The sequence below is a fragment of the Nonomuraea sp. NPDC003804 genome (assembly GCF_040610675.1).
Classification (GTDB): domain Bacteria; phylum Actinomycetota; class Actinomycetes; order Streptosporangiales; family Streptosporangiaceae; genus Nonomuraea.
Genome location: NZ_JBEXMT010000012.1, coordinates 29,839 through 51,757, shown reverse-complemented (window position 1 = coordinate 51,757; position 21,919 = coordinate 29,839). Strand labels below are relative to the sequence as shown.

Sequence of the window (21,919 nt, the reverse complement as noted above, 5' to 3'; positions counted from 1 at the left end):
ACGCGGCCCGCCCAACTCCCGGCCCTCCGCCCAGCGCCATCGCGGAGCGAGTCCGTGGCACCGGAGCGCAGGGCCGGCCGTGAGACCGCAGCACGGGGGCCGAGCTGTGGGACCGGCCGGTGAGATCGGAGCGCGGGGCTGAGCTGTGCGTGGGGCCGGGCCCGAGCCGGGCCATGGGGCCAGGACGTCGCGGGCCCGACTGTAGGGCCGGAGCGCGGGACCAGGGCGTCGCGGGCCCGACCGTAGGGCTGGGGCGCGGGACCGGACCACGAGACCGGGGCGCGGGACCGGGGCGTGGGGTCGAGACCGTCGCGGGCCGGGCGCGGGACCGGGGCGCGGGGTCGAGACCGTCGCGGGCCAGGGCGGGGGCGGGGCGCGTCAGGCGGGTGTCGCGTGCCGGGCGAACTCCCACGGGTCGTGCGCGGAGAACACCCGCACCTCGTCGGCGTGGTCGCGCACGAGCTCGCGCAGCCTGGCCTGGTTGGCCACCCGTAGCTCGCCGTCCACCTGCGAGTCCAGCTGCACGATGTCGAACAGCGGGTGCGACTCGGGCCCGGCCGGGTCGATCTCCTTGTGGTAGAAGTACGCGTCGCCGGCGTGCAGCCACCAGCCGTCCCCGTCCCTGACCGCCACCGCCGCGTGCCCCACCGTGTGACCGCCGAGCGGCACCAGCAGGAAGTCCGGTGACAGCCCGCGCAGCGGCTGGGCGCCCGCCAAGCCGTACCACTCCTCGCGCGACTCCCCCGTGGCGTACAGCTCCCAGCGGGGGCCGTGCGACCAGTGCGCGGGACGGTAGCGGCGGCTCGGCGCCCCTGCCATCGCCGCCGCGTGCTCGGCCGCCGTCACGTGGACGGTCGCCTGGGGGAAGTCGGGCAGCCCGCCCGCGTGGTCGACGTCGAGGTGGGTGAGCACGATGTGGCGCACGTCGGCGGGATCGTGGCCGAGGTCGGCGATCCGGCGGAGCGCGGTCTCGCCCCTGTCGAGGCTCGGGGCGACCAGCTCCACCCACTCCGGGTCGAGAACCTCCTCCGGCTGTTCGACCGAGTCGACGCCGAGGCCCGTCTCGACCAGGACGAGACCGTGGGCGTCCGTCTCGACCAGCAGGGCGTGGCTGACGGCGGGGGCGGGGGCGAGCCCGTCGCAGGTGGGTTCGACGGTGCGCATGGAGGCAAGGTTCAGATGGTGAACTTTCGTCATGCCCCTAGACTGCGACTTGAAGCGCAGTTCAAGTCAAGGGGTGCGAAGAATGCTGCTCGACATCGGCGAGGTGGCCCAGCGGTCGGGGCTGGCGGCCTCGGCGCTGCGGTTCTACGAGCGCAAGGGGCTCATCAGGGCGACCGGGCGCAACGGGCTTAGGCGCGCGTACGAGCCGGACACGCTCCACCGGCTGGCGTTGATCGCCTGCGCGAGGAGCGCGGGGTTCTCCCTGGGCGAGATCGGCCGGTTGCTGGACGCCAAGCCGTCCGACGAGGCACTGCGCGACCGGATCGCCGAGAAGGCGCGCGAACTGGACGACCGGATCGCGCAGCTCACCCGGATGCGTAACAGCCTGCGCCACGCGGCCTCGTGCACGCACGACCCGCTCGTCGCCTGCCCTGAGTTCAAGCAGATGGTGCGCGGGACCGGATGACGCTCAGCGCCTCATGACACCGGAGACCACTGTGTGCGGGAGGACGAGCGCACGGAGAGCGGGAGCGGGCGTGAACGCGTGGGGTGGAAGGGGGAGGTCCGGCTCGCGGAGGGATCGAGCCGGACGGCCGGCTGGGCGTTCATCCTCCCACCGACGAGAATGACGCGACCAGCCGCGACTGAGACCGGGTGTGCGGCCCTCAGCCCGCCAGCGGGACGCTGACGGGAAGGGCGGGCTGCCCGGCGACGCCGAGGATCTCCTCGACCATGGACACGAACGTCTCGGCCTCGGCCAGGAGCTCGTCGGCGTCGGCGAGGGTCACGCCGCGCACCATGCCCGCCTCCGCGGCCGCGCGCTTGGCGGCGCTGACGGAGAAGTAGGCGGCCCACTCGGCGAGCCTGGGCTCAACCTCGGGCAACAGCTCCCAGGCACTGCGCAGCCGGCGCCTGCGCCCTTCCATCGGACGGGGCCGGGCGGCCAGGATCGCCGCCGCCGCGCGCAGAGCGGCGAGGTGGGCGGCGACGTAGCGGGTGGCGGGGGTACGGGCCGTCACGGCGTCGGCCAAGCAGGTGCGTGACTCGGTGAGGTGCGCCCTGACTGCGGGCGACAGTCGGGGCCCGTGCGTGTCGCTGAGCCTTGTCGTCATGCCAGCCTCCTTTGAGGGGTCGTGGCGGCTCCCGGCGTCTCCGTCGGTGGAGCCAACACTCGCAGACGCCACCGACATTTCCGCCGGGCGACCGGACGAGGAGCTTCCCCTCTCCCCGTCCGGTCAAGGCGCGCCCGCTCGTCTCCGCCGACGACGAGCCTTTCGCCCGTGGAACCCGACCGCGGGCCCCGCATGGGGGTGGCGGGAGCCCGCGACCAGGTTCTTCGACGCGAGCCGCGAGTCTCACGTCACTCCGTCGAACATAATTTCGATGACCTTGAATGTCAACCGATTGGCGAACACAGGTTCGATCATGGGGCCTGACCTGCGGGGCGAGCGCGACACGCGGAGCGATCGGAACACCGGGCGATGCCGCACGAGGACCGCCAAGAGGCCCCTGAGGGACGCGAAGAGATCGCTGGAGGCGCGCCAAGAGGCCGGGAGGGATCGTCGAGAGATCGCCGAAGGTACGCCAAGAGGCCCCGGAGGCGACCGCCAAGAGATCGCTGGAGGCACGCCAAGAGGCCGGGAGGGATCGTCGGGAGATCGCTGGAAGTACGCCAAGAGGCCGCTGGAGGGGCCGCCGAGAGACGCGGGCGATGCCGCCCGAGGACTCCTGCGCCTCGGCACGGCGGCGCCACCACCTGCGGGTCTCCGCGCATCGCCGCGGCGATGGCACCACCTATGGGACTTCCCCACATCGGTGCGGCGATGACGTCGAAGGGCTCCTCGGGTCGCCGGTACGACGGCGCCCACAGGGCGATGACCGGTCGGCGCGACGAACTCGCGAAGGGCGCCCACAGATCGGCGCGATGGCCGAGGGCGCCCTCGGACCGGCGCCATGAGGACCGAAGGCCGCCTACGGATCGACGCGGGTGATGGCGCCGGAGGGGCACAGGGTGAGCGCGCGGCTCACGGCTTCCTCGGCCTCCGGCGGCACCTCTGCCGACGTCAGCACGACCAGGCCCTCCTCCTCGTCCTGGTCGAACACCAGCGGCGCGGTCAGCACGCACATGCCCGCGCCGATGCACACGTCCCTGTCGGCCTTGACCTTCACCACGCCACCTCCAGTGCGTGCACGCCGTAGATGCTCATGTCCGAGCGCATGGGCACCGCGTCCACGGGGACGGCGAGCCGCAGCGCGGGGAAGCGTCCGAGCAGCGCGGGGTAGGCCACCCGCATCTCGATCCTGGCCAACTGCTGCCCGAGGCACTGGTGGATGCCGTGCCCGAAGGACAGGTGCCCGCCCGCGGGCCGCCGCACGTCGAGGACGGCAGGGTCAGCATAGCGGGCGGGGTCGCGGTTGGCGGCCGGGATGGACACCGCGACGCAGTCGCCCGCCTTGATGAGCGTGCCCTCGATCGTGACGTCCTCCACGGCGGCCCGCGTCGCGCCGAAGTGGATGATCGACAGGTAGCGCAGCAGTTCCTCCACCGCGTTGTCGATCACGGACGGATCGTCACGGACGAGCGCCAGCTGTTCGGGGTGCTGCAGCAGCGCGAACGTGCCGAGCGCCAGCATGTTGGCGGTCGTCTCGTGACCCGCCACCAGCAGCAGGAACCCCATGCCGGCGATCTCGTCGTCGCTCAGCTCGCCGCTGTCGACCAGCCCGGTGAGCATGTCGTGGCCCGGCTCGGCCCGCTTGCGCGCGACCAGCGTGTAGACGTACGTGATCAGGTCGCCGACCTTGGCCGTCAGTTGCTCGGGCGAGTTCGCCAGCCGCAGCAGCTCGGTCGTGTCGCGCTGGAACTGCTCCCTGTCGTCGTACGGCACGCCGAGCAGCTCGCAGATCACCAGCGAGGGGATCGGCAGCGCGAAGGTGCGCACCAGGTCGACGGGCGGCCCCGCGCGCTCCATGTCGTCGAGGCGAGCCGCGGTGATCTCCTCGATGCGCGCCCTGAGCTGGTTCATCCTGCGCACGGTGAACTGCCCGGTGAGCAGGCGCCGGTAGTGCGTGTGCTCGGGCGCGTCCATGCGGAGGAAGAATCCGGGCGGCACCTCCCCCTCGGGTACGCGCCGCGAGGCGAGCAGCGGGTGCAGCCGCCGGGGGACGGTGCTGAACCTCGGGTCGGCCAGGACGGCCCGGCCGGCCGCGTGTCCCGTCACGAGCCAGCCCTGGTGTCCGTCCGCGAAGGTCAGCGGCCGCACCGGCGCCGGGTCGTCGAAGAGCTCGTCGGGCGGGTCGAACCTGCGCTGCCGGGTCATCGGGTAGCTCATGTCGCGCTCCTTCGTGAGATCGACGTGATCGACTACCCTCCAGAAAACCTCATCGCATGCAAAATTTCCATCAGTGCACTACATTGCTTCAATGACGGATATGGCAGGACTTCGGGCGCGCAAGAAGGCAAGGACCAGGCGCGCGCTCGTCGAGGGCGCGATGCGGCTGTTCGCCGAGAAGGGGTTCGAGCAGACGACGCTCGCCGAGATCGCCGCCTCCGCCGAGGTGTCGACGCGCACGTTCTTCAGCTATTTCGCCGGCAAGGAGGACATCGTCTTCTTCGACGCCGGGGAGCGCCTCGACCGGACTCTCGCCATGGTGGCCGCGCGGCGGCCGGGAGAGTCGGTGGCGCAGCTGCTGCTGCGGGTGGTCGAGACGGGCGCGACCTGGGAGGACGATCTGGCCAGGAGCCTCGGGGGCGAGCGCTTCCAGCTCGTGATGACGGTCCCCGCGCTCCAGGCGAGGGCGCTCCACCTGCTGTTCGACAGCCAGCGGCGGACGGCCGAGGCGCTGTGCGCGGCCTACCCGGACGAGCTGGACCCCGTGGCGGCTGCTGCCGCGGTGGGGGCGATGGTGGGCGCGACGAAGCTGGCGGCCGTCATGAGCCTGTCGAGGGGCGAGCCGTACGCCGAGGCGTGGGCGGCGGTACGCGCGGCGGCGCGGATCGTCGCCGGCGGTCTCGACTCGCTCGGCACCACGAGACGATCCGCCTGAAACCCGGCCGGCCCGACACCCGGTCGCTGATCGGCTACGACCACCGACCGGGGTCAGGACCTCCTCGCTAGCGCCTGAAACGGCCCCGGACGTGCACGGGCACGCCCTTGCCGAGCATTCCGGGCAGCACCTCGGCCACGTTCATCGGCAGCCGCACGCAGCCGTGGGAGGCCGGGTACAGCGGCACCGACAGCGCGCCGTGGAAGGCGATGCCGCCGTTGAAGAAGATCGGGTTGTAAAGCTGGCCCAGGTACGACTTGTGCCAGCCCTTCGCCCGCCACGTCGTCCTGTAGTCGCCCGTCGGCGTGGTCGCCGACCCGCAGAACCGCTGCGACTTGCCCTGCCAGACCGCCGTCTCGCAGTACGGCACGCCGCTGCCCGACGAGGTGTGGGAGATCAGCTTCACCTGGTCGTCGACGTAGTAGACCAGGATCTGCTTGGTCAGGTTGACCTCGACCCTGGTCGGCTTGCCGTTCTTGACCAGGACCTGCGGCTGCTTCGGGTTCTCCAGCGCGTCCCAGGTGCGCCTGCCGACCGTGCTGGTCGGCCTGATCCCGTTGACCTTCTGGAACGCCCACACGGCGGCCAGCGTGCTGCCGCCGTACCTGCCGTCGGCCTTGCCCGGCAGGTAGGAGAGCTCCCGGAGCCGCTTCTGCAGCCACACGACCGCCGAGCCCTTCGAGCCGAGCTTCAGCGTCTTGTCCGGCGCGGTGACGGTCCGCTCCACCCGCGCCATCGCGCCGGCCGCCGTGGCGGGCGACGTGGCGGGCGACGTGACGGGCGCCGTCACGGGCGCCGCGGCGGGCGACGTGACGGGCGCGGGGGCGCGCATGACCACGGCCGCGGGCTGCGGCGTGGCGGCCGTGCCGCACGCTGAGAGAACGACGGTGCCCACCGTCAAGAGAGCAGCCAGGCCGAGCCGGCGCCGAGCTCCCATGCCATCCATCCCCTCAAATAATTAACAATCGAATCAAAGGACCCTAGCGCACCACCATGGACCGGCAATTCCTGGGTCAATCTGTTTAGAGTGGGCGCATGCCGGAAAAGTTCTTGCACCCCAACGCTGTTCGTGTCGCATCGGCGCTGCGTGAGCTGGGCGCGACGGGTGAGATCGTGGTGCTGCCCGAGTCGGCGCCGACGGCCACCGCGGCGGCAGCGCAGCTGGGGTGCGAGGTGGGCGCCATCGCCAACAGCCTGATCTTCGCCGCTGACGGCGCTCCGCTGCTGGTCCTGACCAGCGGCGCCCACCGCGTGGACGTCGAGCTGGTCGCCCGCACGGCGGGGGTCGAGCGGGTGCGCAGGGCCACCCCTGAGTTCGTCCGCGAGGCGACGGGCCAGCCGATCGGCGGGGTCGCCCCGGTCGGGCATCCGGCGCCCATCCGCACCTTCGTCGACACGTGGCTGGACAAGCACGACCAGGTCTGGGCCGCCGGCGGGCACCCGCACACGGTCTTCCCGACCACCTTCGACGAGCTGTTGCGCATCACCGGCGGCACGGCGGTCGAAGTCGAGTGATAGCCATCCGCGGCACCGGATCTGCGGAGTTCACCGACCGTCTCGAGTCGGTGATGGGCATCTACACGGCCGCCATGAAGCCGCCGGCCGACCAGCTCGCCGGGCGGCAGGCGATCATGCGCGGCCACGGCGCCAACCCGGCCTTCCGCTGCCTGTTCGCCGAACTGCCCGACGGCCGGGCCGCGGGTTTCGCCTACGGGTTCCACGGCCAGGCCGGGCAGTGGTGGCACGACGTGGTCTACCGCGCGCTCGCCGAGAAGTCGGGCCTCCAGGTGGCCGACGCCTGGCTGGGCGACTCGCTGGAGGTGGCCGAGATCCACGTGCACCCCGACTACCAGGGCAAGGGCATCGGCAGGGCGCTGATCCACGCCCTGTGCGAGGGCCGTCCCGAGCGGTCGGCGGTGCTGTCGACGCACGACCAGCCGACGGCCGCCCGGCACCTCTACCGGGCGGTGGGCTTCACCGACCTGCTCACCCAGTTCGTCTTCCCCGGCGGGTACGAGCACTACGCGATCGCGGGCACGCCCCTGCCCCTGCCCCCGCGCTGAGCGGGCGCGGCGGCGGGATCAGGCCGACAGGGCGGCCGGCTGGATCAGCTGGAACACCTCGCGCGTCGCGCTCGACCGGTTGAAGGTGATGAAGTGGATGCCGGGGGCGCCCTCGTCGAGCAGCCGCTGGCACAGCTCGGCCCCGTGGTCGATGCCCAGCCGACGGACCGCGGCCGGGTCGTCGGCGACGGCCTCGAAGCGGGCGGCGACGTCGGGCGGGAACGGCGCGCCCGACAACTGCTCGGACCTGGCGATCGTGCTCATCTTCGTGACGGGCATGATGCACGGGATGATCGGCGTCTCGCAGCCGCGCGCCGCCACCCGGTCCCTGAGCCTGAAGTAGTCGTCGGCCCGGAAGAACATCTGGGTGATGGCGTAGTCGGCCCCGGCCGAGCATTTCCTGACGAAGTACTCGGTGTCGCTCTCGGTGTCGGGCGAGCGCGGGTGCTTGTAGGGGAAGGCGGCCACGCCGACGCAGAAGTCTCCGGCCTGGCGGATCAGCTTGACGAGTTCCTCGGCGTAGAGCACGCCTTCGGGATGGCGGATCCAGTCGCCGTTGGGGTCGCCCGGCGGGTCGCCGCGCACGGCCAGGATGTTGCGCACCCCGGCGTCGGCGAAGCGCCCCACGAGGTGGCGCAGCTCGCGGACCGAGTGGTTGACCGCGGTGAAATGCGCCACAGGGGTGAGCGTGGTCTCGTGGGCCAGCCGCTCGACGATGTCGACGGTACGGTCCCTGGTGGAGCCGCCCGCGCCGTAGGTGACGGACACGAAGGTCGGCCGCAGTGCCTCGAGCTCCCTGATCGACCGCCAGAGCTGGCGCTCGCCCTCCTCGTTCTTCGGGGGGAAGAACTCGAAGGAGAAGGAGCGGCCGCCAGAGGCGAGGAGATCGCGAACGGTGGGGACGCGATCGGGAAGGACGGAGGGTCGACCCAGAGCCATAATCCAAGGCTACCGGTACGGACGCGGGCGACGTGGCCACGTCCATGTGACGGGAGCGGGAGATCGAAACGTCGGCTACAGCCCGTTACTCTCATGGCATGAGCCTGGACACCCTCCGTACCGAGGTGGATCGCTCCCTCGGGGAGTTCCTCGACCGGCAACGTGCCGTGGTCAGCGGCCCCGACCTCGCCCCCCTGCTCAACGCGGCCAGAGAGCTGCTGGCGGGCGGCAAGCGGCTGCGTCCCGCCTTCTGTTACTGGGGGTGGCGTGCGGCGGGCGGTTCCGACGAGCCCGGCATCTTCGTCGCGGCGGCCTCCCTGGAGCTGCTGCAGGCCAGCGCGCTGGTGCACGACGACGTCATGGACAAGAGCGACCTGCGCAGGGGCATGCCCTCGGCGCACCGCCGCTTCCAGCACCTGCACGAGAAGAGCGACTGGTACGGCTCGGCCGAGCAGTTCGGCGAGGGCGCGGCGGTCCTGCTGGGCAACCTGCTGCTGATCTGGTCGGGCGAGATGTGGCGCTCGTGCGACCTGCCCCACCTGGCCGTCGCCCAGCCCTTCCACGACCACATGCGCACCGAGCTGATGTGCGGCCAGTACCTCGACCTGCTGGAGCAGGCCCACGGCGAGAACACCTTCGAGTCGGCCCTGCGGGTGGCGCTCTACAAGAGCGGCAAGTACTCGGTGGAGCAGCCGCTCAGGCTCGGCCTGATGCTGGCCGCGGGCGCCGGCGCGCCGTGGATCGACGAGCTGTGCGTCGAGTACGGCAACCGCGTCGGCATCGCCTTCCAACTGCGCGACGACATCCTCGGCGTGTTCGGCGACCCGCTGGAGACCGGCAAGCCCGCCGGCGACGACCTGCGCGAGGGCAAGCGCACCATGCTCATCGCCCGCACCTTGGCCGCGGCCACGCCCGAGGACGCCGCGACGGTGCGCAGGCTGCTCGGCGACCCCGGCCTCGACGCCGAGGGCGTCGCCAAGCTGCGCGGCGTCATCGAGGCCAGCGGCGCGCTCGAGGCGTGCGAGAAGATGATCGGCACGTACCTGGAGGAGGCTCTCGCCTCGCTCGACGACGCGCCGATCACCGCCGAGGCCCGTGCCGCCCTGGCCGAACTGGCGGTGGCCGCCACCTCGCGCAAGACCTGACGGGCCGCGGCGGTCGCGGACCTACCGGCCCAGCCGCTTGGCGAACTCGGCCGCCGCCGCTCCGGGGTCGTCCGCCTCGGTGATCGCCCTGACGACCACGACGCGGCTGACGCCGTACGACCTGACCTCGTCGAGGTTGCCGAGGTCGATGCCGCCGATGCCGAACCACGGACGGTCGCCGAGCCCCGCCGCGTGCCTGAGCAGGGCGGGTCCAGGCGCCGGCCGGCCTGGCTTGGTCGGGGTGGGCCAGGTCGGCCCGCAGCAGTAGTAGTCGACGCCCTCCTCGACGGCGGCGGCCGAGGCCTCCGCCGTCGAATGGGTGGACCTGCCGATGAGGATGTCGTCGCCGAGTATCTCTCGCGCGACGCTCACGGGCAGGTCGTCCTGGCCCAGGTGAAGGATGTCGGGGCGGGCGGCGAAGGCGATGTCGGCCCGGTCGTTGACCGCCAGGAGCGCGCCGTGACGGTCGCACGCCTCGCGGAAGACCTCCAGCAGCGCGAGCTCCTCGCGCGCCTCCAGGCCCTTCTCCCTGAGCTGGACGATGTCGACGCCGTTGGACAGCACCGCGTCGAGGAAGTCGGCCAGGTCGCCGCGCTTCCTCCGGCCGTCGGTGCAGAGGTAGAGACGGGCTTCAGAAACCGAGCGCTTGGGCACGCCGCTTGACCTCGGTATGGCGACCCGCCTTGATCGCGTCGATGGGCGAGCCGGGCAGCGACTCGTCCGGGGTGAACAGCCAGCGCAACGCCTCGGCGTCGTCGTAGCCGGCGTCGAGCAGGAGCGTGAGCGTGCCCGGCAGGCCCTTCACGACGTCCCTGCCCTCGAGGAACACCGCGGGGACCTGGGGGCCGCCCGCGCCCCGCCGTACGCCGAGGAGCTTGTGGTCCTTCAGGAGCTGCTTGGCCCGCCCGATCGAGAGGGCGAGGCGGTCGGCCACTTCGGGAAGCGTCAGCCACTCGGCGACGAGCTGGTCGGTTTCCCGGTCTATCTGCGCAACAGAAAGCGTCACGAATCCACCACTACCACATCGCATCCGGCTTCAAACTACACAGTCACGTATCCCGACCTCGGGATCTTCCAGGCGTAGGGGGTCGAGTCGCTGTCCTGACTCGATGATCCTACGGCCCTGGACGAGGTCGCGTGGCCTGTTGACGGTCAGCACCCCGGCCAGCCTGTCGGTGTCTGTCAACCAGCAGACCGACCACTTGGCCGCCGAGGGATCGCCGCGGCGCAACAGGCGCGCGCCGGCATGGTGGCCGGCGTACTGCACCATGTGGCCGAACTGCTCCGACCAGAAGTACGGCACAGGATCATAGACCGCCTCGTCGCCCAGCAGCGTGGCCACGGCGACCTCGGGGGCGTTGAGCGCGGTGTCCCAGTGCTCCACGCGCAGCCTGGTGTGGAAGCGGCGCGACCACCAGGCCGCGCAGTCGCCGACGGCCACGACGTTCGGCAGGGAGGTGCGCAGATGCTCGTCGGTGACGACGCCGTTGTGCAGGTCGATGTCGGAGCCTGCCAGCCACTCGACGGCCGGGCGGACGCCGATGCCCGACACCACCACGTCGGCCTCGACGAAGTCGCCGTCGACCAGGCGCACCCCGCCCTCCTCCACGGCCGCGACCATGGTGTCCAGCCGCAGGTCCATGCCCTCGTACCAGGGGACGGTGTCGCCGCCCACCTCGGGCCCGAGCACGTGCGCGAGCGGGGCGGGGCCCGCCTCCACGACGGTGACCCGGCAGCCGGCCGTACGGGCGGCCGTGGCCACCTCCGCGCCGATCCAGCCCGCGCCGATGACCGTGACCCTGGCGTCGGCCACCAGGCGGGCCCGCAGCTCCAGGGAGTCGTCGAGGGTGCGCAACACGTGCTGGCGACCCTCGCCGGGCAGCCTGATCGGCTCCGCCCCGGTGGCGATGACCAGGCCGTCGTAGGCGATCTCGCCCTCGGTCGTCTCCAGGACCCCCGCGCGCAGCCCCTTGGCCGACACCCCCGGCCGGTGCTCCACCCGCATGGCCTCGAGGTCGGAGTCGACGAAGCTGGAGTCGGCCGTGCCGAGCAGCACCGCCTTGGACAGGGGCGGACGATCGTAGGGCCGGTGCCGCTCCTCGCCGACCAGCGTGATCCTGCCGCTGAATCCACGAGATCTCAGCGCCTCGACGCTGCGTATGCCTGCCAGTCCGGCGCCCACCACCACGACATGATTCACGCTCAGACCATAACCAATCCGGCGCCGGTCACCAGGGTCCGGGCCTTGAGTAGGCTTGTTCGCGGAAGACGCGCGGGAGTCCGGCCGTACCGGGCTGAGAGGAAGGCTGTGACGGGCCTTCGACCGCAAGACACCTGATCCGGGTCATGCCGGCGAAGGGAGCGAGATGCATCTGATCGTGGGCGGCGGCGTGGTGGGCCTGTCCGTCGCCTGGCGTCTGGCGCGCGCGGGCACGCGTGTCACGGTGATCGACCCGGCCCCGGCGCGTGGCGCCTCCCACGCGGCCGCGGGCATGCTGGCCCCGGTCAGCGAGGTCTCCTACACCGAGGAGTCGCTGCTCAGGCTGGGGCTGGCGGCGCTGGAGCGCTGGCCCGCCTTCGCCGCGGAGCTGGAGGCCGACAGCGGGCTGCGGCTCGACTACCGCACCCAGGGCACGCTGGACGTCGCCTTCGACACCGACGACCTGGCGGCGCTGGACGAGCTCGCCGTGTTCATGGACAAGCTCGGGCTGCCGGTGCGGCGGCTGACGGGGCGCGAGTGCCGCCGCAGGGAGCCGATGCTGGCGCCGTCGGTCAGGGGCGGCGTGCTGGCCGAGGGTGACGCCTGGGTCGACCCCCGACGCGTCACCGCGGCCCTGCTGGCCGCGCTGGAGAAGGCGGGGGTGGCGCTGGTGCGGCGGCGCGTGGCCGCGCTGGTCCGCGACGGCTCGGCCGTGGTGGGCGTACGGCTGGAGCCGCCCTCGGCCGCCACCGGGAACGTTCCGGCGGACGCCACGGACGGCGGGCGGGCCGACTCCCCGAACGGCAGGCCGATCGACGCCTCGGACGGCGGGCGCGCGGACGCCTCGGACGCCTCGGACGCCTCGGGCGATGTGCTGACGGGCGAGCGGGTGGTGCTGGCGGCCGGCGCGTGGAGCGGCGGGCTGACCGACCTGCCGGTACGCCCGGTCAAGGGCCAGATCATGCGGCTGCGCTCGCCGTCCCCCCTGCTCGGCACCTGCGTGCGCGGCGTGGTCCACGGCTCGCCCGTGTACCTGGTGCCGCGCGGCGACGGCGAGCTCGTCGTCGGCGCCACCCAGGAGGAGCTGGGCTTCGACACCACGGTGACCGCGGGCGGCCTGTACGAGTTGCTGCGCGACGCCAGGGAACTGGTCCCCGGCATCACCGAGCTGCAGGTGGCCGACGTCGTGGCGGGACTGCGGCCGGGCACCCCCGACAACCTGCCGCTGATCGGCCCGTACGGCCCCGGCCTCACCGTCGCCACCGGACACCACAGGGGCGGCGTGCTGCTGGCCCCGCTCACCACCGCGATCCTCCACGGCGAGGAGGGCGAGCTGGCCGCCCTGTGCGCGCCGCAGCGGTTCCAGACAGCCGGACAAGGAAGTGACTGATGCACGTGACGATCAACGGGGCCGCGCACGAGGTGCCCGACGGCACCACGGTGGCCCAGGCCGTCCAGCGGCTGACGGCGCAGACGACGGGTGTCGCCGTGGCGGTCAACGACGAGGTGGTCACCAGGGGCACGTGGGAGACCACCTCGCTGGCCGACCGCGACAGGGTCGAGATCCTCACGGCGGTGCAGGGTGGATGAGCTGATCATCGCCGGGGAGAAGTTCGGCTCCCGGCTCATCATGGGCACCGGCGGCGCCCCCTCCCTCGAGGTGCTCGACCAGGCGCTGGCCGCCTCCGGCACCGAGCTGACCACGGTCGCCATGCGCCGCCTCGACCCCGGGGCCAAGGGGTCGGTGCTCGACGTGCTGCGCGCCCGCGGGATCAAGGTCCTGCCGAACACGGCGGGCTGCTTCACGGCGGGCGAGGCGGTGCTGACGGCGCGGCTGGCCCGCGAGGCGCTCGGCACGAACTGGGTGAAGCTCGAGGTCATCAGCGACGAGCGGACGCTGCTGCCCGACCCGATCGAGACCTTCGACGCGGCCGAGCGGCTGGTGGCCGACGGGTTCGTGGTCCTGCCGTACATCGGGGACGACCCGGCGCTGGCGCGGCGGCTGGAGCAGGCGGGGTGCGCGGCGGTGATGCCGTTGGGCGCGCCGATCGGCTCGGGGCTCGGCATCCGCAACCCGCACAACATCGAGCTGATCGTGGAGGCGGCGTCGGTTCCGGTGATCCTGGACGCGGGCATCGGCACGGCGAGCGACGCCGCCCAGGCGATGGAGCTGGGGTGCGACGCGGTGCTGCTGGCGACGGCGGTCACCAGGGCGCGGCGGCCCGACCTCATGGCGGCGGCGATGCGGTCCGCCGTGGAGGCCGGGCGGCTGGCGCGCCAGGCCGGACGGATCCCGCGCCGCCGCTACGCCGAGGCGTCCTCCCCGATGACCCCCTGATCCGCGCGGGGTCCGCCACGGCCCCCGCGCCACGGGGGGCCGTGGGGCCGTGGGTCCGCGGTGGGCGCAGAGCACCGGTGGGACGTGACCTCCGGGCAGGCTTCGCGCCGCCTTCCCAGATCAGGAATCAAACGGGCATCGGTTTGGGACTGTCGGGCCATGCGGGGGGCGAATCGCCCGTAAACTCGGCCAGGTGGACACGACGATCGCGGACCCCCTCGTAGGGCGACTGCTCGACGGGCGCTATCGCATCGAGTCCCGGATCGCCCGGGGCGGGATGGCGACGGTCTACCTGGCGCTCGACATCCGGCTCGACCGCACGGTCGCGCTGAAGGTCATGCACCGCACGCTGGCCGAGGACCCCGCTTTCGTGCGCAGGTTCATCGGCGAGGCCAAGTCGGTGGCCAGCCTGTCCCACCCCAACGTGGTGCACGTGTTCGACCAGGGCACCGACGGCGACGTGGTGTACCTGTCGATGGAGTACGTGCCTGGCAAGACGCTGCGCGACGTGCTGCGCTCGCGGGGCAGGCTGCCCGCCCGCGAGGCGCTGGAGATCATGATCCCGGTGCTGGCCGCGCTCGGCGCCGCCCACCAGCAGGGCATGGTCCACCGCGACATGAAGCCGGAGAACGTCCTGCTGACCGACGACGGCCGGGTCAAGGTCGTCGACTTCGGCCTGGCCAGGGCGATCGAGGCGACGAACCAGACCCGCACCGGCGTGATGATCGGCACGATCGGCTACATGTCGCCCGAGCAGGTCACCACCGGAGGGGCGGACGTCCGCAGCGACGTCTACGCCGCGGGCATCATGCTGTTCGAGCTGGTGACGGGCCGCCAGCCGTACGACGGCGAGACGCCGATGTCGATCGCCTACCGGCACGTCCACGACACCGTCCCGCCGCCCTCGTCGGTGGTGCCCGACGTGCCGCCGCTGATCGACACGCTGGTGGCGCAGGCGACCGCGCGCGATCCCGAGAACCGCCCCGCCGACGCCTCGGCGATGCTGGTGGCGGCCGTCGACACGCACCGGATGCTGCCGCGGGAGTCCATCCCGCCCTACTCCACGGGGCAGCACGCCGTGCCCAACGCCTCGCAGCCGCAGCCGCAGCCGTCGCAGCCACAACCGTCGCAGCCGCAGCCGAGGGCGGCGGCCGCGCCGAACCCGACGCTGGTGGTCTCCCGCACCGAGGTGCTGACCGCGCCCGCCGTACAGGCCGGCCAGCCCCCCGCGCGCCGGCGGGGCTTCCGGCCGAACTGGTTCCTGGTGACGCTGGCCGGGCTGATGGTGGTCGCGGTCGGCCTGACCGGATGGTACTTCGCGCAGAGCAAGTACGCGCTCGTGCCCAACCTCGTCGGCATCAGCGTCTCGGCCGCCAAGAGCGAGGCCGCCAAGAACGGCTTCCTGGTGAAGGAGGCGCCGGGGCAGTACGACGAGAAGGTGGCGGAGGGCAAGGTGATCAGCACCGACCCCGTCGCCCAGACCGAGGCGGAGATCGGCCAGACGATCACGCTCGTGCCCTCGCTCGGCGCCAAGCGGGTGACCGTGCCCAACGTGGAGGGCCTGGGCCAGAACGACGCGGCGGTCAAGCTCGCCGAGCAGGGCCTCAAGGTGGGCAAGGTCACCAAGATCGCCAACCCGAAGGTGCAGCGCGGTCTGGTGACGCAGACCAGGCCGAGCATCGGCGACCGGGTCAAGGAGGGCACCCGCATCAACCTGGTGCTCAGCGCCGGGCTGGTGATGCCCGACGTCGGCGACATGTCCAAGGACGAGGCCGCCGCGTTCCTGACCCAGCAGGGCTTCCAGGTGCAGGTCAACGAGGTCGACGACGACGCCGAGCCGTGCCAGGTCATCTCGCAGAACCCCCGGCCGAAGGCCGAGGTCGACCCCGGCACGATGACCAGCATCACGGTCTCACGATGCGGCGGCCTCTGGCTCGACTGGTTCGGCAAGCGCAACGGCCAGGCCGACGACCATGCCGAGTTCAAGATCGTCCCCAACGTGGTGTTCAAGAGCGTCCGTGACGCCACGACCGAGCTGCAGCAGCAGGGCTACCGGGTGCGGGTGCGCAACCTCACCAACGGCGAGCAGGTTCGCTTCCAGCGCCCGATGCCCGGGGAGGAACGGCCCTCCGGCACCACGGTGACGATCTGGCGCTGAGCGGCCGGAACCCGTGGCGGCCCAGCGCGGTAGAAGGAGCGTGAGACAGACCTCCTTGCCGGCCGCTGTGCCGGCCGCTGTGCCTGCCGCTGTGCCGGTCGCCGTGCTGGTCGCCGTGCTGGTCCCTGTGCTGGCCGCCGCCGCGGGATGCTCGCCCGCCGTCCCCGCGTCCTCCGCCCGTACGGCCGGCCCCTGCGATCCCGGCCCGTGCGCGCCCGGCGCGTCGGGGGTTCCCGGGACGGACGGTCCCGGGCGCGGCCCCCGTGACCCCATGCCGCCCGTCTCCGGCCGTCCGCTGCCGCCGGGCAGCGGGCTGCGGCTGCTGGTCACCGGCGACAGCGGCGCCTTCAGGTTCGACGTCGACTCGCGGGTACGCACCGAGCTGCGCGGCCTGCCGGACGGCCGGCCGGCCTGGTCCTTCACCGCGGGCACCCGCGAGCTGGTCGTGACCACGCCCGCCGACCCCTCCGCCGAGGGCCGCCTGTTCCTGCTGTCCGGTGACCGGGCCCGCCCGCTCGGCGGCGCGGTGTCGTCCGCCTTCGCCGCGGCCGACGGCAAGGGCGTGTGGGTGCTCCAGCGGGCGCGCGGCGACGACGGCTGCCGCCTGCGCCCGCTCGACTTCCGGGGTCGCGAGCGCGGCCCTGTCCTGCCGATCGCCTGCTCGCGCGCTCCCGCCCAGGACACCCCGCAGGGCCTGCTGTCGTATGCCGCCCAGGAGCGCGCCCGGCTGCTCGACAGGACCACGGGCGAGGAGGTCTTCGCCGAGGAGCGGGTGCACGCCGTCACCCGCGACCTCGTCCTGGTCTCGAGGGCGTCCCGGCTGTCCCTGGTCGAGCCGGCGGCCGGCCGCCGCACGCCGCTGCCCTCCCCTGTCACCGGGGGCAGCCCGTCCACCGCCGAGGTCAGCCCGGACGGGCGGCTGATCGCGCTCTGGTTCGCCGATCCGGCCTGGCCGGGACCACGCCAGTACCTGGACGTGCAGGTGCTGGATGTGCGGGCGCGGACGTGGACGCGACTGCCGTCGATGCCGGTGCCCGCCTCGCTCAAGTCGACCGCGATGGCGTGGAGCCGCGACGGACGGCTGGTCCTGACCGGCGACTTCGTGACGACCGACCGGGTGATGCCCGCCGAGACGGACTACGCCGGCTTCGTGGCGGCGTGGCGGCCCGGCGAGCCCCGGCTGTCGCTGCGCAGGCTCACGCTGCCGCCGCGGCACCAGGCCAGGCTCGTCCCCTGAGCCCGCCGCCGCCTACGGTGTCTGTGACCTGCAAGGACGCGTTCTGCGGGCTGCAGGTGACGTGCAAGCGGCACGCGATATCGGTGGTCACCACAGCCCGGGATCCGGCAGGGGGCCGGAGGGGGGAGGGCTGTCCGGAGAAAGCATGAGCACGAAGTCGACACCGGGGTTGCTCGCGACGGCCGCCGTGGGGGCGCTGGTCCTGTCGGTTCCCGGGATCGCCACCGCCGCGACCGTCCCGGCCGCCCCGCCGCCCGTCGCGGGCACCGCGGACATCGCGGACATCGCGGACATGCCCAGCTCCTGGGGTTCGGTCTCCTCGGCGAACGGCCTGGCCGAGGCCAGCGGCACGATCATGGTGAGGGCCTCGACCGACGGCGACACCGACGCCAGGGCCGCCGTGATCCTCCGCGACCTCGACAACTCGGCTGAGACGCGGCGCAGGTGCGCGCGGGTGGTCTTCCAGGCCCTCGCCACCACCACCGGGCGGTGGAGCACGGCGTACACCGCGACGGCGTGCGGCGACGTGGCGCGGACCTTCGGCTTCGAGGTGACCCGGGTGAAGGGCATGCGGGTGCGGGCCTGCCAGTCCGACGGCCGCGTCGCCCAGCACTGCGGCGGCTGGAAGACGCTCTACGACCTCGACCGGCTCGACAGCCCGGAGGCGGAGATGGCCGACGAGGTCGTCAGGCTGACCAACGAGGCACGCGCCGCCGCCGGCTGCGAGCCGCTCACCCCCGACCCGCGGCTGCGCGACGCCGCCGTGAGCCACTCCGACGACATGGCGGCCCGGAACTACTTCGGCCACACCTCCCCCGACGGCCTCGGGCCCGGCCAGCGCCTCGAGGCGGCGGGCTTCACCCCGCCGGCCGCGTGGAGCGAGAACATCGCCAGAGGCAGGGGCACGGCGGCCGAGGTGGTGAAGAAATGGATGGCCAGCCCCGGGCACAAGGCCAACATCCTGAACTGCGGCTACGCCTACGTCGGCGTCGGCTACACGCGCCAGCGCTGGACCCTGTTGATGGCGAGCCGGTGACCGGCCCCGCAGGGGCGGGCGGGCCCCCGCCGCCGCGCCCCGCGTGACGGCTAGGCGAGCGTGCCGAGCAGGCGAACGCGGGCGAGGCCGCCGTCGGGGTAGATGTCGACGCGCGCGTAGGCGGCCGGACGCGCCTCCTCCAGCCGGAAGCGGTGCGGCGTGTCGGGCTGCAGGCGCGTCTTCGGCAGCAGCTCGAACCACGTCTCGCCGTCCAGGCTGCCCTGCACGGACGCCGCGCCGGGCGCGTTGAACAGCAGGTTGGTGGTGTCGAGCTCGACCACCTTGACGACGCCGGGCGCCGCCAGTCGGATGACGAGCCAGTCGTTGCCGCCGTCGCGCCTGCGGGCGGTCTCCCAGCCCTCCGCCTGGTGCCGGGCCAGGCCGGGGGCCAGGACGTTGTTCGGCGCGGAGTAGAACTCGTCGGAGCAGGCGGTGACGACCGCGCCGTTGGCCAGCGCCGCCAGGTCGAGGCCCAGCCCCTCGTACACCGACAGGTCGGCGCGGACCTCGCCGTGCACGCGCAGGCGGGCGATGCCGCCGTCGGGGAACATGTTGAGCCGGACGTGGGTGTAGCGGCTCTCGTCGGAGACCTCGAAGGCGTGCTCGGCGTCGCCCTTCAGGTCGGCCTTGGGGACGATCTCCACCCACGTCGCCTCGGCCAGCTCGGCCGGGCTCGGGTGGCCGCTGACCGCGCAGGCCTCGACCGAGGCGTGCGGCGGGTAGTTGCCCTTGAACCAGGCCGTGTCGATCACCACGCCGCGGATCACGCCGGGCATGCCGAGGCGCACGACGGCCCAGTCGTGGCCGGGCTCGCGGCGGCGCCGGGTCTCCCATCCGTCGTACACCTGGCCCTTGTTGCCGAACGTCTCGGCCTGGAAGCCGGGACGGCCGGGCCTGATCAGGCTCTCCTTCTCGGCGAAGGACTCGTCGCTGGCGGCCACGACGGAGCCGCCCACGGTACGCAGGGCCAGGTCGGGAAGGGTGGTGAAGTCCGGCATGCGGTTCGCTCTCTCTCCTGCTCGGTCTCGATGCTAGGTCAGCGGAAGACGCCCCGCGGCGGCGCGGTGACGTCGAAGGGGACGCCGCGCAGCCACGTGGCGCGGACGGCGCCCTTGAGGGTGCGCCCGTGGTAGGGGGTGACGGGGTTCTTGTGGTGGAGGGCGGCGGCGTCGACGGTGAGGTCGGCGGCCGGGTCGAAGGCGACCAGGTCGGCGTCGCCGCCGGGAACCAGGCCGCCCTTGCCGTGGAGGCCGGCCAGCGCGGCCGGGTTGGCCGACATCCAGCGCACCACATCGGCCAGGCCGTGCCCGCGGGCCACGGCCTCGGTCCAGACCGCCGCCAGCCCGAGCTGGAGGGAGGCGATGCCGCCCCAGGCGGCGGCGAAGTCGGGCAGCTTGAGGTCGGCCGTCGACGGCGAGTGGTCGGACACGACGCAGCTCAGCACGCCGTCGGCGAGCCCGGCCCACAGGCGGTCGCGGTTGCCGGCCGAGCGGATGGGCGGGCAGCACTTGAAGGCGGTGTCGCCTTCGGGGACCTGCTCGGCGGTGAGCGTGAGGTAGTGCGGGCAGGTCTCCGCCGAGACGCGCACGCCGTCGCGCTGGGCGGCCGCGAGCGGCTCCAGGCAGTCGGCGCTGGAGACGTGCAGGATGTGGACGCGGGCGCCGGTCCGCCTGGCCAGCTCGATGACCCGCTCGACGGCGCGCCGCTCGGCGGCCCCCGGCCGCGACCGCAGGAACTCCGGGTAGCTCGGCCCGGCCGGCTCCCGCAGCAGCGACGGGTCCTCGGCGTGGACGACCATGAGCCCGTCGAACCCGGCGACGACCTTGAGCGCCTGCCGTAGCAGGTCGGGGGTCAGCGGGGGGAACTCCTCCACACCGGAGGGCGACAGGAAGCACTTGAAGCCGTGGACGCCGCGCTCGTGCAGGGGGTACAGGTCGTCGAGGTTGCCGGGGACCGCCCCGCCCCAGAAGCCCACGTCCACGTAGCACTGGCCGCGCGCCGCCTCCTGCTTGACGGTCAGCGCGTCGGCCGTGACGGTGGGCGGCAGCGAGTTGAGCGGCATGTCGACGATCGTCGTCACCCCGCCCGCCGCGGCCGCCCTGGTGGCGGAGGCGAAGCCCTCCCAGTGGGTACGGCCGGGCTCGTTGACGTGCACGTGGGTGTCGACCAGGCCGGGCAGCAGGGCCAGGTCGCCGAGGTCGACGTCCTCGGCCGTGTCGAGGGCGGCGTCGTGGGCGTGCAGGGACACGATCTTCCCATCCCGTACGGCCACGGCAGCGGGCCGCTCGCCGTCGGGCGTGACGGCCCTGCGGGATCGGATGACGAGCTCGTAACCGGTCATCTGCTGCCTTTCCGCGAGGTGGTGCGCATCAGCTCAGCCGGTCGGCGGCGACCCGGGCGGCCAGCCGCTCCAGAAGGGGGCCCGCCTCGGCCATGCAGCGGGCGGGGTCGGGCTCGATGTCGGTGAGCGCGTAGGCCGCCTCGATGCCGGCCGCCCGGAGCTCCTCGTCGGTGAGCGTGCGGCGACCGCAGACGGCGACCACGGGCACACCGGCCTTCGCCGCGGCCTGGGCGACGCCGACGGGCGCCTTGCCGCGCAGCGACTGCCCGTCGAGCGAGCCCTCGCCGGTGACGACCAGCCGCGCGCCCTTGACCTGCTCGTCGAAGCGGAGCAGGTCCAGCAGGTACTCGATGCCGGGGCGGATCTCGGCGCGCAGGAAGGCGAGGGCGGCGAAGCCCACCCCGCCCGCCGCGCCGGCGCCGGGCGCGCCCGCGACGCCCATGGGGCGCGGGACGCCGTCGTGCTCGACCGCGCCGACCAGTCCGTGGGTCTGGGTGGCGACGGCGGCCAGCCGGCCGAGCGCGGCCTCCAGGACGGCGACGTCACCGGGTGTCGCGCCCTTCTGCGGTCCGTAGACGGCGGCGGCGCCGTGCGGGCCGAGCAGCGGGTTGTCGACGTCGCTCGCGACGACGAACTCCACGCCTGACAGGTCGGCGAACCCGGACAGGTCGATCCTGGCCAGCTCGCGCAGCGCCGCCCCGCCGGCGCCCAGCTCCTGTCCGCCGGCGTCGAGCAGGCGGGCGCCGAGCGCCTGGACCATGCCCGCGCCTCCGTCGGTCGAGGCGCTGCCGCCCAGGCCGAGCACGATCCGGCGGGCGCCGCGCCGTACGGCGTCGGCGACGAGCTCGCCGGTGCCGCGGCTGGTGGCCGTCAGCGGCTCGGGCCCGCCGGGCAGCCGGCGCAGCCCCGACGCCTCGGCCAGCTCGACGACCGCGACGGCAGGCGGGCCCGCGTCGCCGTGGGCGGCGGGCAGGAAGGCGTAGGAGGCCGTCACGGGCGTGCCCGTGGGCCCGGTCACCTCCCGGGTGACACGGGTGAAACCGCAGGCCACAGCGGCGTCGACGGTGCCGTCACCGCCGTCGGCGACGGGCAGCTCGACGGTGGAGACGCCCAGGCCCGCCGACACCCGCGCGGCCACCTCGGCCGCCGTCAGCGACCCCTTGAACTTGTCAGGGGCGACAAGAACATGCTCAACCACTGCGACACTCCCAGCCTGATGATGAAGAATGGGCTGGCACGCCTTCCTGCCCGGTG

Annotated in this window: 23 protein-coding genes and 1 riboswitch; of the genes, 11 read left to right on the top strand and 12 right to left on the bottom strand. The window is 73.0% G+C overall.

Annotated features, from left to right (window positions below):
- Window positions 1-378 precede the first annotated feature (378 nt).
- Complete coding sequence (locus tag ABZX22_RS18265; protein ID WP_354910177.1) at window positions 379-1,164, bottom strand: MBL fold metallo-hydrolase; 786 nt, start codon at window positions 1,162-1,164, stop codon at window positions 379-381.
- An 82-nt stretch (window positions 1,165-1,246) separates the two neighbouring features.
- On the opposite strand from ABZX22_RS18265, the gene ABZX22_RS18260 reads away from it, so the two are divergent.
- Complete coding sequence (locus tag ABZX22_RS18260; protein WP_354910174.1) at window positions 1,247-1,630, top strand: MerR family transcriptional regulator; 384 nt, start codon at window positions 1,247-1,249, stop codon at window positions 1,628-1,630.
- Window positions 1,631-1,829: 199 nt separating this feature from the next.
- Here the strand turns inward: ABZX22_RS18260 and ABZX22_RS18255 are convergent, their stop codons facing one another.
- From ABZX22_RS18255 to ABZX22_RS18245, 3 genes are all read right to left on the bottom strand, one after another.
- Window positions 1,830-2,276, bottom strand: a complete 447-nt coding sequence (locus tag ABZX22_RS18255) for an SAV_6107 family HEPN domain-containing protein (protein WP_354910171.1) — start codon at window positions 2,274-2,276, stop codon at window positions 1,830-1,832.
- 859 nt (window positions 2,277-3,135) lie between these two features.
- Window positions 3,136-3,333, bottom strand: a complete 198-nt coding sequence (locus tag ABZX22_RS18250; protein ID WP_354910523.1) for a ferredoxin — start codon at window positions 3,331-3,333, stop codon at window positions 3,136-3,138.
- Window positions 3,330-4,493 (bottom strand): cytochrome P450, encoded by a 1,164-nt coding sequence (locus tag ABZX22_RS18245; RefSeq protein ID WP_354910170.1) that lies wholly within the window; start codon window positions 4,491-4,493, stop codon window positions 3,330-3,332. The genes ABZX22_RS18250 and ABZX22_RS18245 overlap by 4 nt, the downstream gene beginning before the upstream one ends.
- A 100-nt stretch (window positions 4,494-4,593) precedes the next feature.
- Between ABZX22_RS18245 and ABZX22_RS18240 the strand changes: the two genes are divergently transcribed.
- Window positions 4,594-5,208: a helix-turn-helix domain-containing protein gene (locus ABZX22_RS18240; RefSeq protein WP_354910168.1), complete on the top strand. Its 615-nt coding sequence runs from the start codon at window positions 4,594-4,596 to the stop codon at window positions 5,206-5,208.
- Between the two features lie 67 nt (window positions 5,209-5,275).
- Here ABZX22_RS18240 and ABZX22_RS18235 read toward each other — a convergent pair whose 3' ends face one another.
- Entirely contained in the window at window positions 5,276-6,103 is an 828-nt protein-coding gene (locus ABZX22_RS18235) for a peptidoglycan-binding protein (RefSeq protein ID WP_354910165.1), read from the bottom strand.
- A gap of 140 nt (window positions 6,104-6,243) precedes the next feature.
- Here ABZX22_RS18235 and ABZX22_RS18230 point away from each other — a divergent pair, with 140 nt between their 5' ends.
- Both ABZX22_RS18230 and ABZX22_RS18225 read left to right on the top strand, forming a co-directional pair.
- Complete coding sequence (locus tag ABZX22_RS18230) at window positions 6,244-6,723, top strand: YbaK/EbsC family protein (RefSeq protein WP_354910163.1); 480 nt, start codon at window positions 6,244-6,246, stop codon at window positions 6,721-6,723.
- A complete protein-coding gene (locus tag ABZX22_RS18225) occupies window positions 6,720-7,271 on the top strand; it encodes a GNAT family N-acetyltransferase (RefSeq protein ID WP_354910162.1) in 552 nt (183 codons plus the stop codon). The genes ABZX22_RS18230 and ABZX22_RS18225 overlap by 4 nt, the downstream gene beginning before the upstream one ends.
- An 18-nt stretch (window positions 7,272-7,289) precedes the next feature.
- Here the strand turns inward: ABZX22_RS18225 and metF are convergent, their stop codons facing one another.
- Entirely contained in the window at window positions 7,290-8,210 is a 921-nt protein-coding gene (gene metF / locus ABZX22_RS18220; protein WP_354910160.1) for a methylenetetrahydrofolate reductase [NAD(P)H], read from the bottom strand.
- 98 nt (window positions 8,211-8,308) lie between these two features.
- On the opposite strand from metF, the gene ABZX22_RS18215 reads away from it, so the two are divergent.
- The gene (locus ABZX22_RS18215) at window positions 8,309-9,355 is read left to right on the top strand and encodes a polyprenyl synthetase family protein (RefSeq protein ID WP_354910158.1); all 1,047 of its coding nucleotides are present in this window, start codon (window positions 8,309-8,311) and stop codon (window positions 9,353-9,355) included.
- Window positions 9,356-9,376: 21 nt separating this feature from the next.
- On the opposite strand, the gene thiE is transcribed toward ABZX22_RS18215, so the two are convergent.
- From thiE to ABZX22_RS18200, 3 genes are read right to left on the bottom strand one after another with little or no spacing between them, the layout of a single operon-like run.
- A complete protein-coding gene (gene thiE / locus ABZX22_RS18210) occupies window positions 9,377-10,009 on the bottom strand; it encodes a thiamine phosphate synthase (RefSeq protein WP_354910155.1) in 633 nt (210 codons plus the stop codon).
- The gene (locus ABZX22_RS18205) at window positions 9,987-10,361 is read right to left on the bottom strand and encodes an Rv2175c family DNA-binding protein (protein WP_354910152.1); all 375 of its coding nucleotides are present in this window, start codon (window positions 10,359-10,361) and stop codon (window positions 9,987-9,989) included. Before ABZX22_RS18205 ends, thiE begins: the two co-directional genes overlap by 23 nt.
- A gap of 30 nt (window positions 10,362-10,391) precedes the next feature.
- Window positions 10,392-11,555 (bottom strand): FAD-dependent oxidoreductase, encoded by a 1,164-nt coding sequence (locus tag ABZX22_RS18200; protein ID WP_354910150.1) that lies wholly within the window; start codon window positions 11,553-11,555, stop codon window positions 10,392-10,394.
- A gap of 62 nt (window positions 11,556-11,617) precedes the next feature.
- Window positions 11,618-11,733: riboswitch (TPP riboswitch) on the top strand.
- On the opposite strand from ABZX22_RS18200, the gene ABZX22_RS18195 reads away from it, so the two are divergent.
- From ABZX22_RS18195 to ABZX22_RS18170, 6 genes are all read left to right on the top strand, one after another.
- Window positions 11,722-12,945: an FAD-dependent oxidoreductase gene (locus ABZX22_RS18195; RefSeq protein WP_354910147.1), complete on the top strand. Its 1,224-nt coding sequence runs from the start codon at window positions 11,722-11,724 to the stop codon at window positions 12,943-12,945. It overlaps the preceding riboswitch by 12 nt.
- Complete coding sequence (thiS, locus tag ABZX22_RS18190) at window positions 12,945-13,145, top strand: sulfur carrier protein ThiS (RefSeq protein ID WP_354910146.1); 201 nt, start codon at window positions 12,945-12,947, stop codon at window positions 13,143-13,145. The genes ABZX22_RS18195 and thiS overlap by 1 nt, the downstream gene beginning before the upstream one ends.
- Window positions 13,138-13,893 carry a thiazole synthase gene (locus tag ABZX22_RS18185; RefSeq protein ID WP_354910143.1) on the top strand — a complete coding sequence of 252 codons (756 nt, stop codon included), beginning with the start codon at window positions 13,138-13,140 and terminating at the stop codon, window positions 13,891-13,893. The genes thiS and ABZX22_RS18185 overlap by 8 nt, the downstream gene beginning before the upstream one ends.
- Before the next feature lie 193 nt (window positions 13,894-14,086).
- Complete coding sequence (pknB, locus tag ABZX22_RS18180; RefSeq protein ID WP_354910140.1) at window positions 14,087-16,051, top strand: Stk1 family PASTA domain-containing Ser/Thr kinase; 1,965 nt, start codon at window positions 14,087-14,089, stop codon at window positions 16,049-16,051.
- A 40-nt stretch (window positions 16,052-16,091) separates the two neighbouring features.
- Complete coding sequence (locus ABZX22_RS18175; RefSeq protein WP_354910138.1) at window positions 16,092-17,288, top strand: hypothetical protein; 1,197 nt, start codon at window positions 16,092-16,094, stop codon at window positions 17,286-17,288.
- 145 nt (window positions 17,289-17,433) lie between these two features.
- Window positions 17,434-18,324, top strand: a complete 891-nt coding sequence (locus ABZX22_RS18170; protein WP_354910136.1) for a CAP domain-containing protein — start codon at window positions 17,434-17,436, stop codon at window positions 18,322-18,324.
- Between the two features lie 50 nt (window positions 18,325-18,374).
- Here the strand turns inward: ABZX22_RS18170 and alc are convergent, their stop codons facing one another.
- Genes alc through ABZX22_RS18155 form a run of 3 tightly spaced genes read right to left on the bottom strand, consistent with a single transcriptional unit; the run spans window position 18,375 to window position 21,863 of the window.
- Window positions 18,375-19,322: an allantoicase gene (gene alc / locus ABZX22_RS18165; RefSeq protein ID WP_354910134.1), complete on the bottom strand. Its 948-nt coding sequence runs from the start codon at window positions 19,320-19,322 to the stop codon at window positions 18,375-18,377.
- Between the two features lie 38 nt (window positions 19,323-19,360).
- Window positions 19,361-20,665 carry an allantoinase AllB gene (allB, locus tag ABZX22_RS18160; RefSeq protein ID WP_354910133.1) on the bottom strand — a complete coding sequence of 435 codons (1,305 nt, stop codon included), beginning with the start codon at window positions 20,663-20,665 and terminating at the stop codon, window positions 19,361-19,363.
- 28 nt (window positions 20,666-20,693) lie between these two features.
- On the bottom strand, window positions 20,694-21,863 hold the full coding sequence (locus ABZX22_RS18155; protein WP_354910130.1) for a glycerate kinase: 1,170 nt from the start codon (window positions 21,861-21,863) through the stop codon (window positions 20,694-20,696).
- Window positions 21,864-21,919 lie beyond the last annotated feature (56 nt).

Coding starts and splice junctions, on each gene's coding strand:
- ABZX22_RS18230 (WP_354910163.1), top strand. CDS start 6,244: ATGCCGGAAAAGTTCTTGCACCCCAACGCTGTTCGTGTCGCATCGGCG.
- alc (WP_354910134.1), bottom strand. CDS start 19,322: ATGCCGGACTTCACCACCCTTCCCGACCTGGCCCTGCGTACCGTGGGC.
- ABZX22_RS18240 (WP_354910168.1), top strand. CDS start 4,594: ATGGCAGGACTTCGGGCGCGCAAGAAGGCAAGGACCAGGCGCGCGCTC.
- ABZX22_RS18245 (WP_354910170.1), bottom strand. CDS start 4,493: ATGAGCTACCCGATGACCCGGCAGCGCAGGTTCGACCCGCCCGACGAG.
- ABZX22_RS18195 (WP_354910147.1), top strand. CDS start 11,722: ATGCATCTGATCGTGGGCGGCGGCGTGGTGGGCCTGTCCGTCGCCTGG.
- ABZX22_RS18215 (WP_354910158.1), top strand. CDS start 8,309: ATGAGCCTGGACACCCTCCGTACCGAGGTGGATCGCTCCCTCGGGGAG.
- ABZX22_RS18255 (WP_354910171.1), bottom strand. CDS start 2,276: ATGACGACAAGGCTCAGCGACACGCACGGGCCCCGACTGTCGCCCGCA.
- allB (WP_354910133.1), bottom strand. CDS start 20,665: ATGACCGGTTACGAGCTCGTCATCCGATCCCGCAGGGCCGTCACGCCC.
- metF (WP_354910160.1), bottom strand. CDS start 8,210: ATGGCTCTGGGTCGACCCTCCGTCCTTCCCGATCGCGTCCCCACCGTT.
- ABZX22_RS18265 (WP_354910177.1), bottom strand. CDS start 1,164: ATGCGCACCGTCGAACCCACCTGCGACGGGCTCGCCCCCGCCCCCGCC.
- ABZX22_RS18260 (WP_354910174.1), top strand. CDS start 1,247: ATGCTGCTCGACATCGGCGAGGTGGCCCAGCGGTCGGGGCTGGCGGCC.
- ABZX22_RS18170 (WP_354910136.1), top strand. CDS start 17,434: ATGAGCACGAAGTCGACACCGGGGTTGCTCGCGACGGCCGCCGTGGGG.
- thiS (WP_354910146.1), top strand. CDS start 12,945: ATGCACGTGACGATCAACGGGGCCGCGCACGAGGTGCCCGACGGCACC.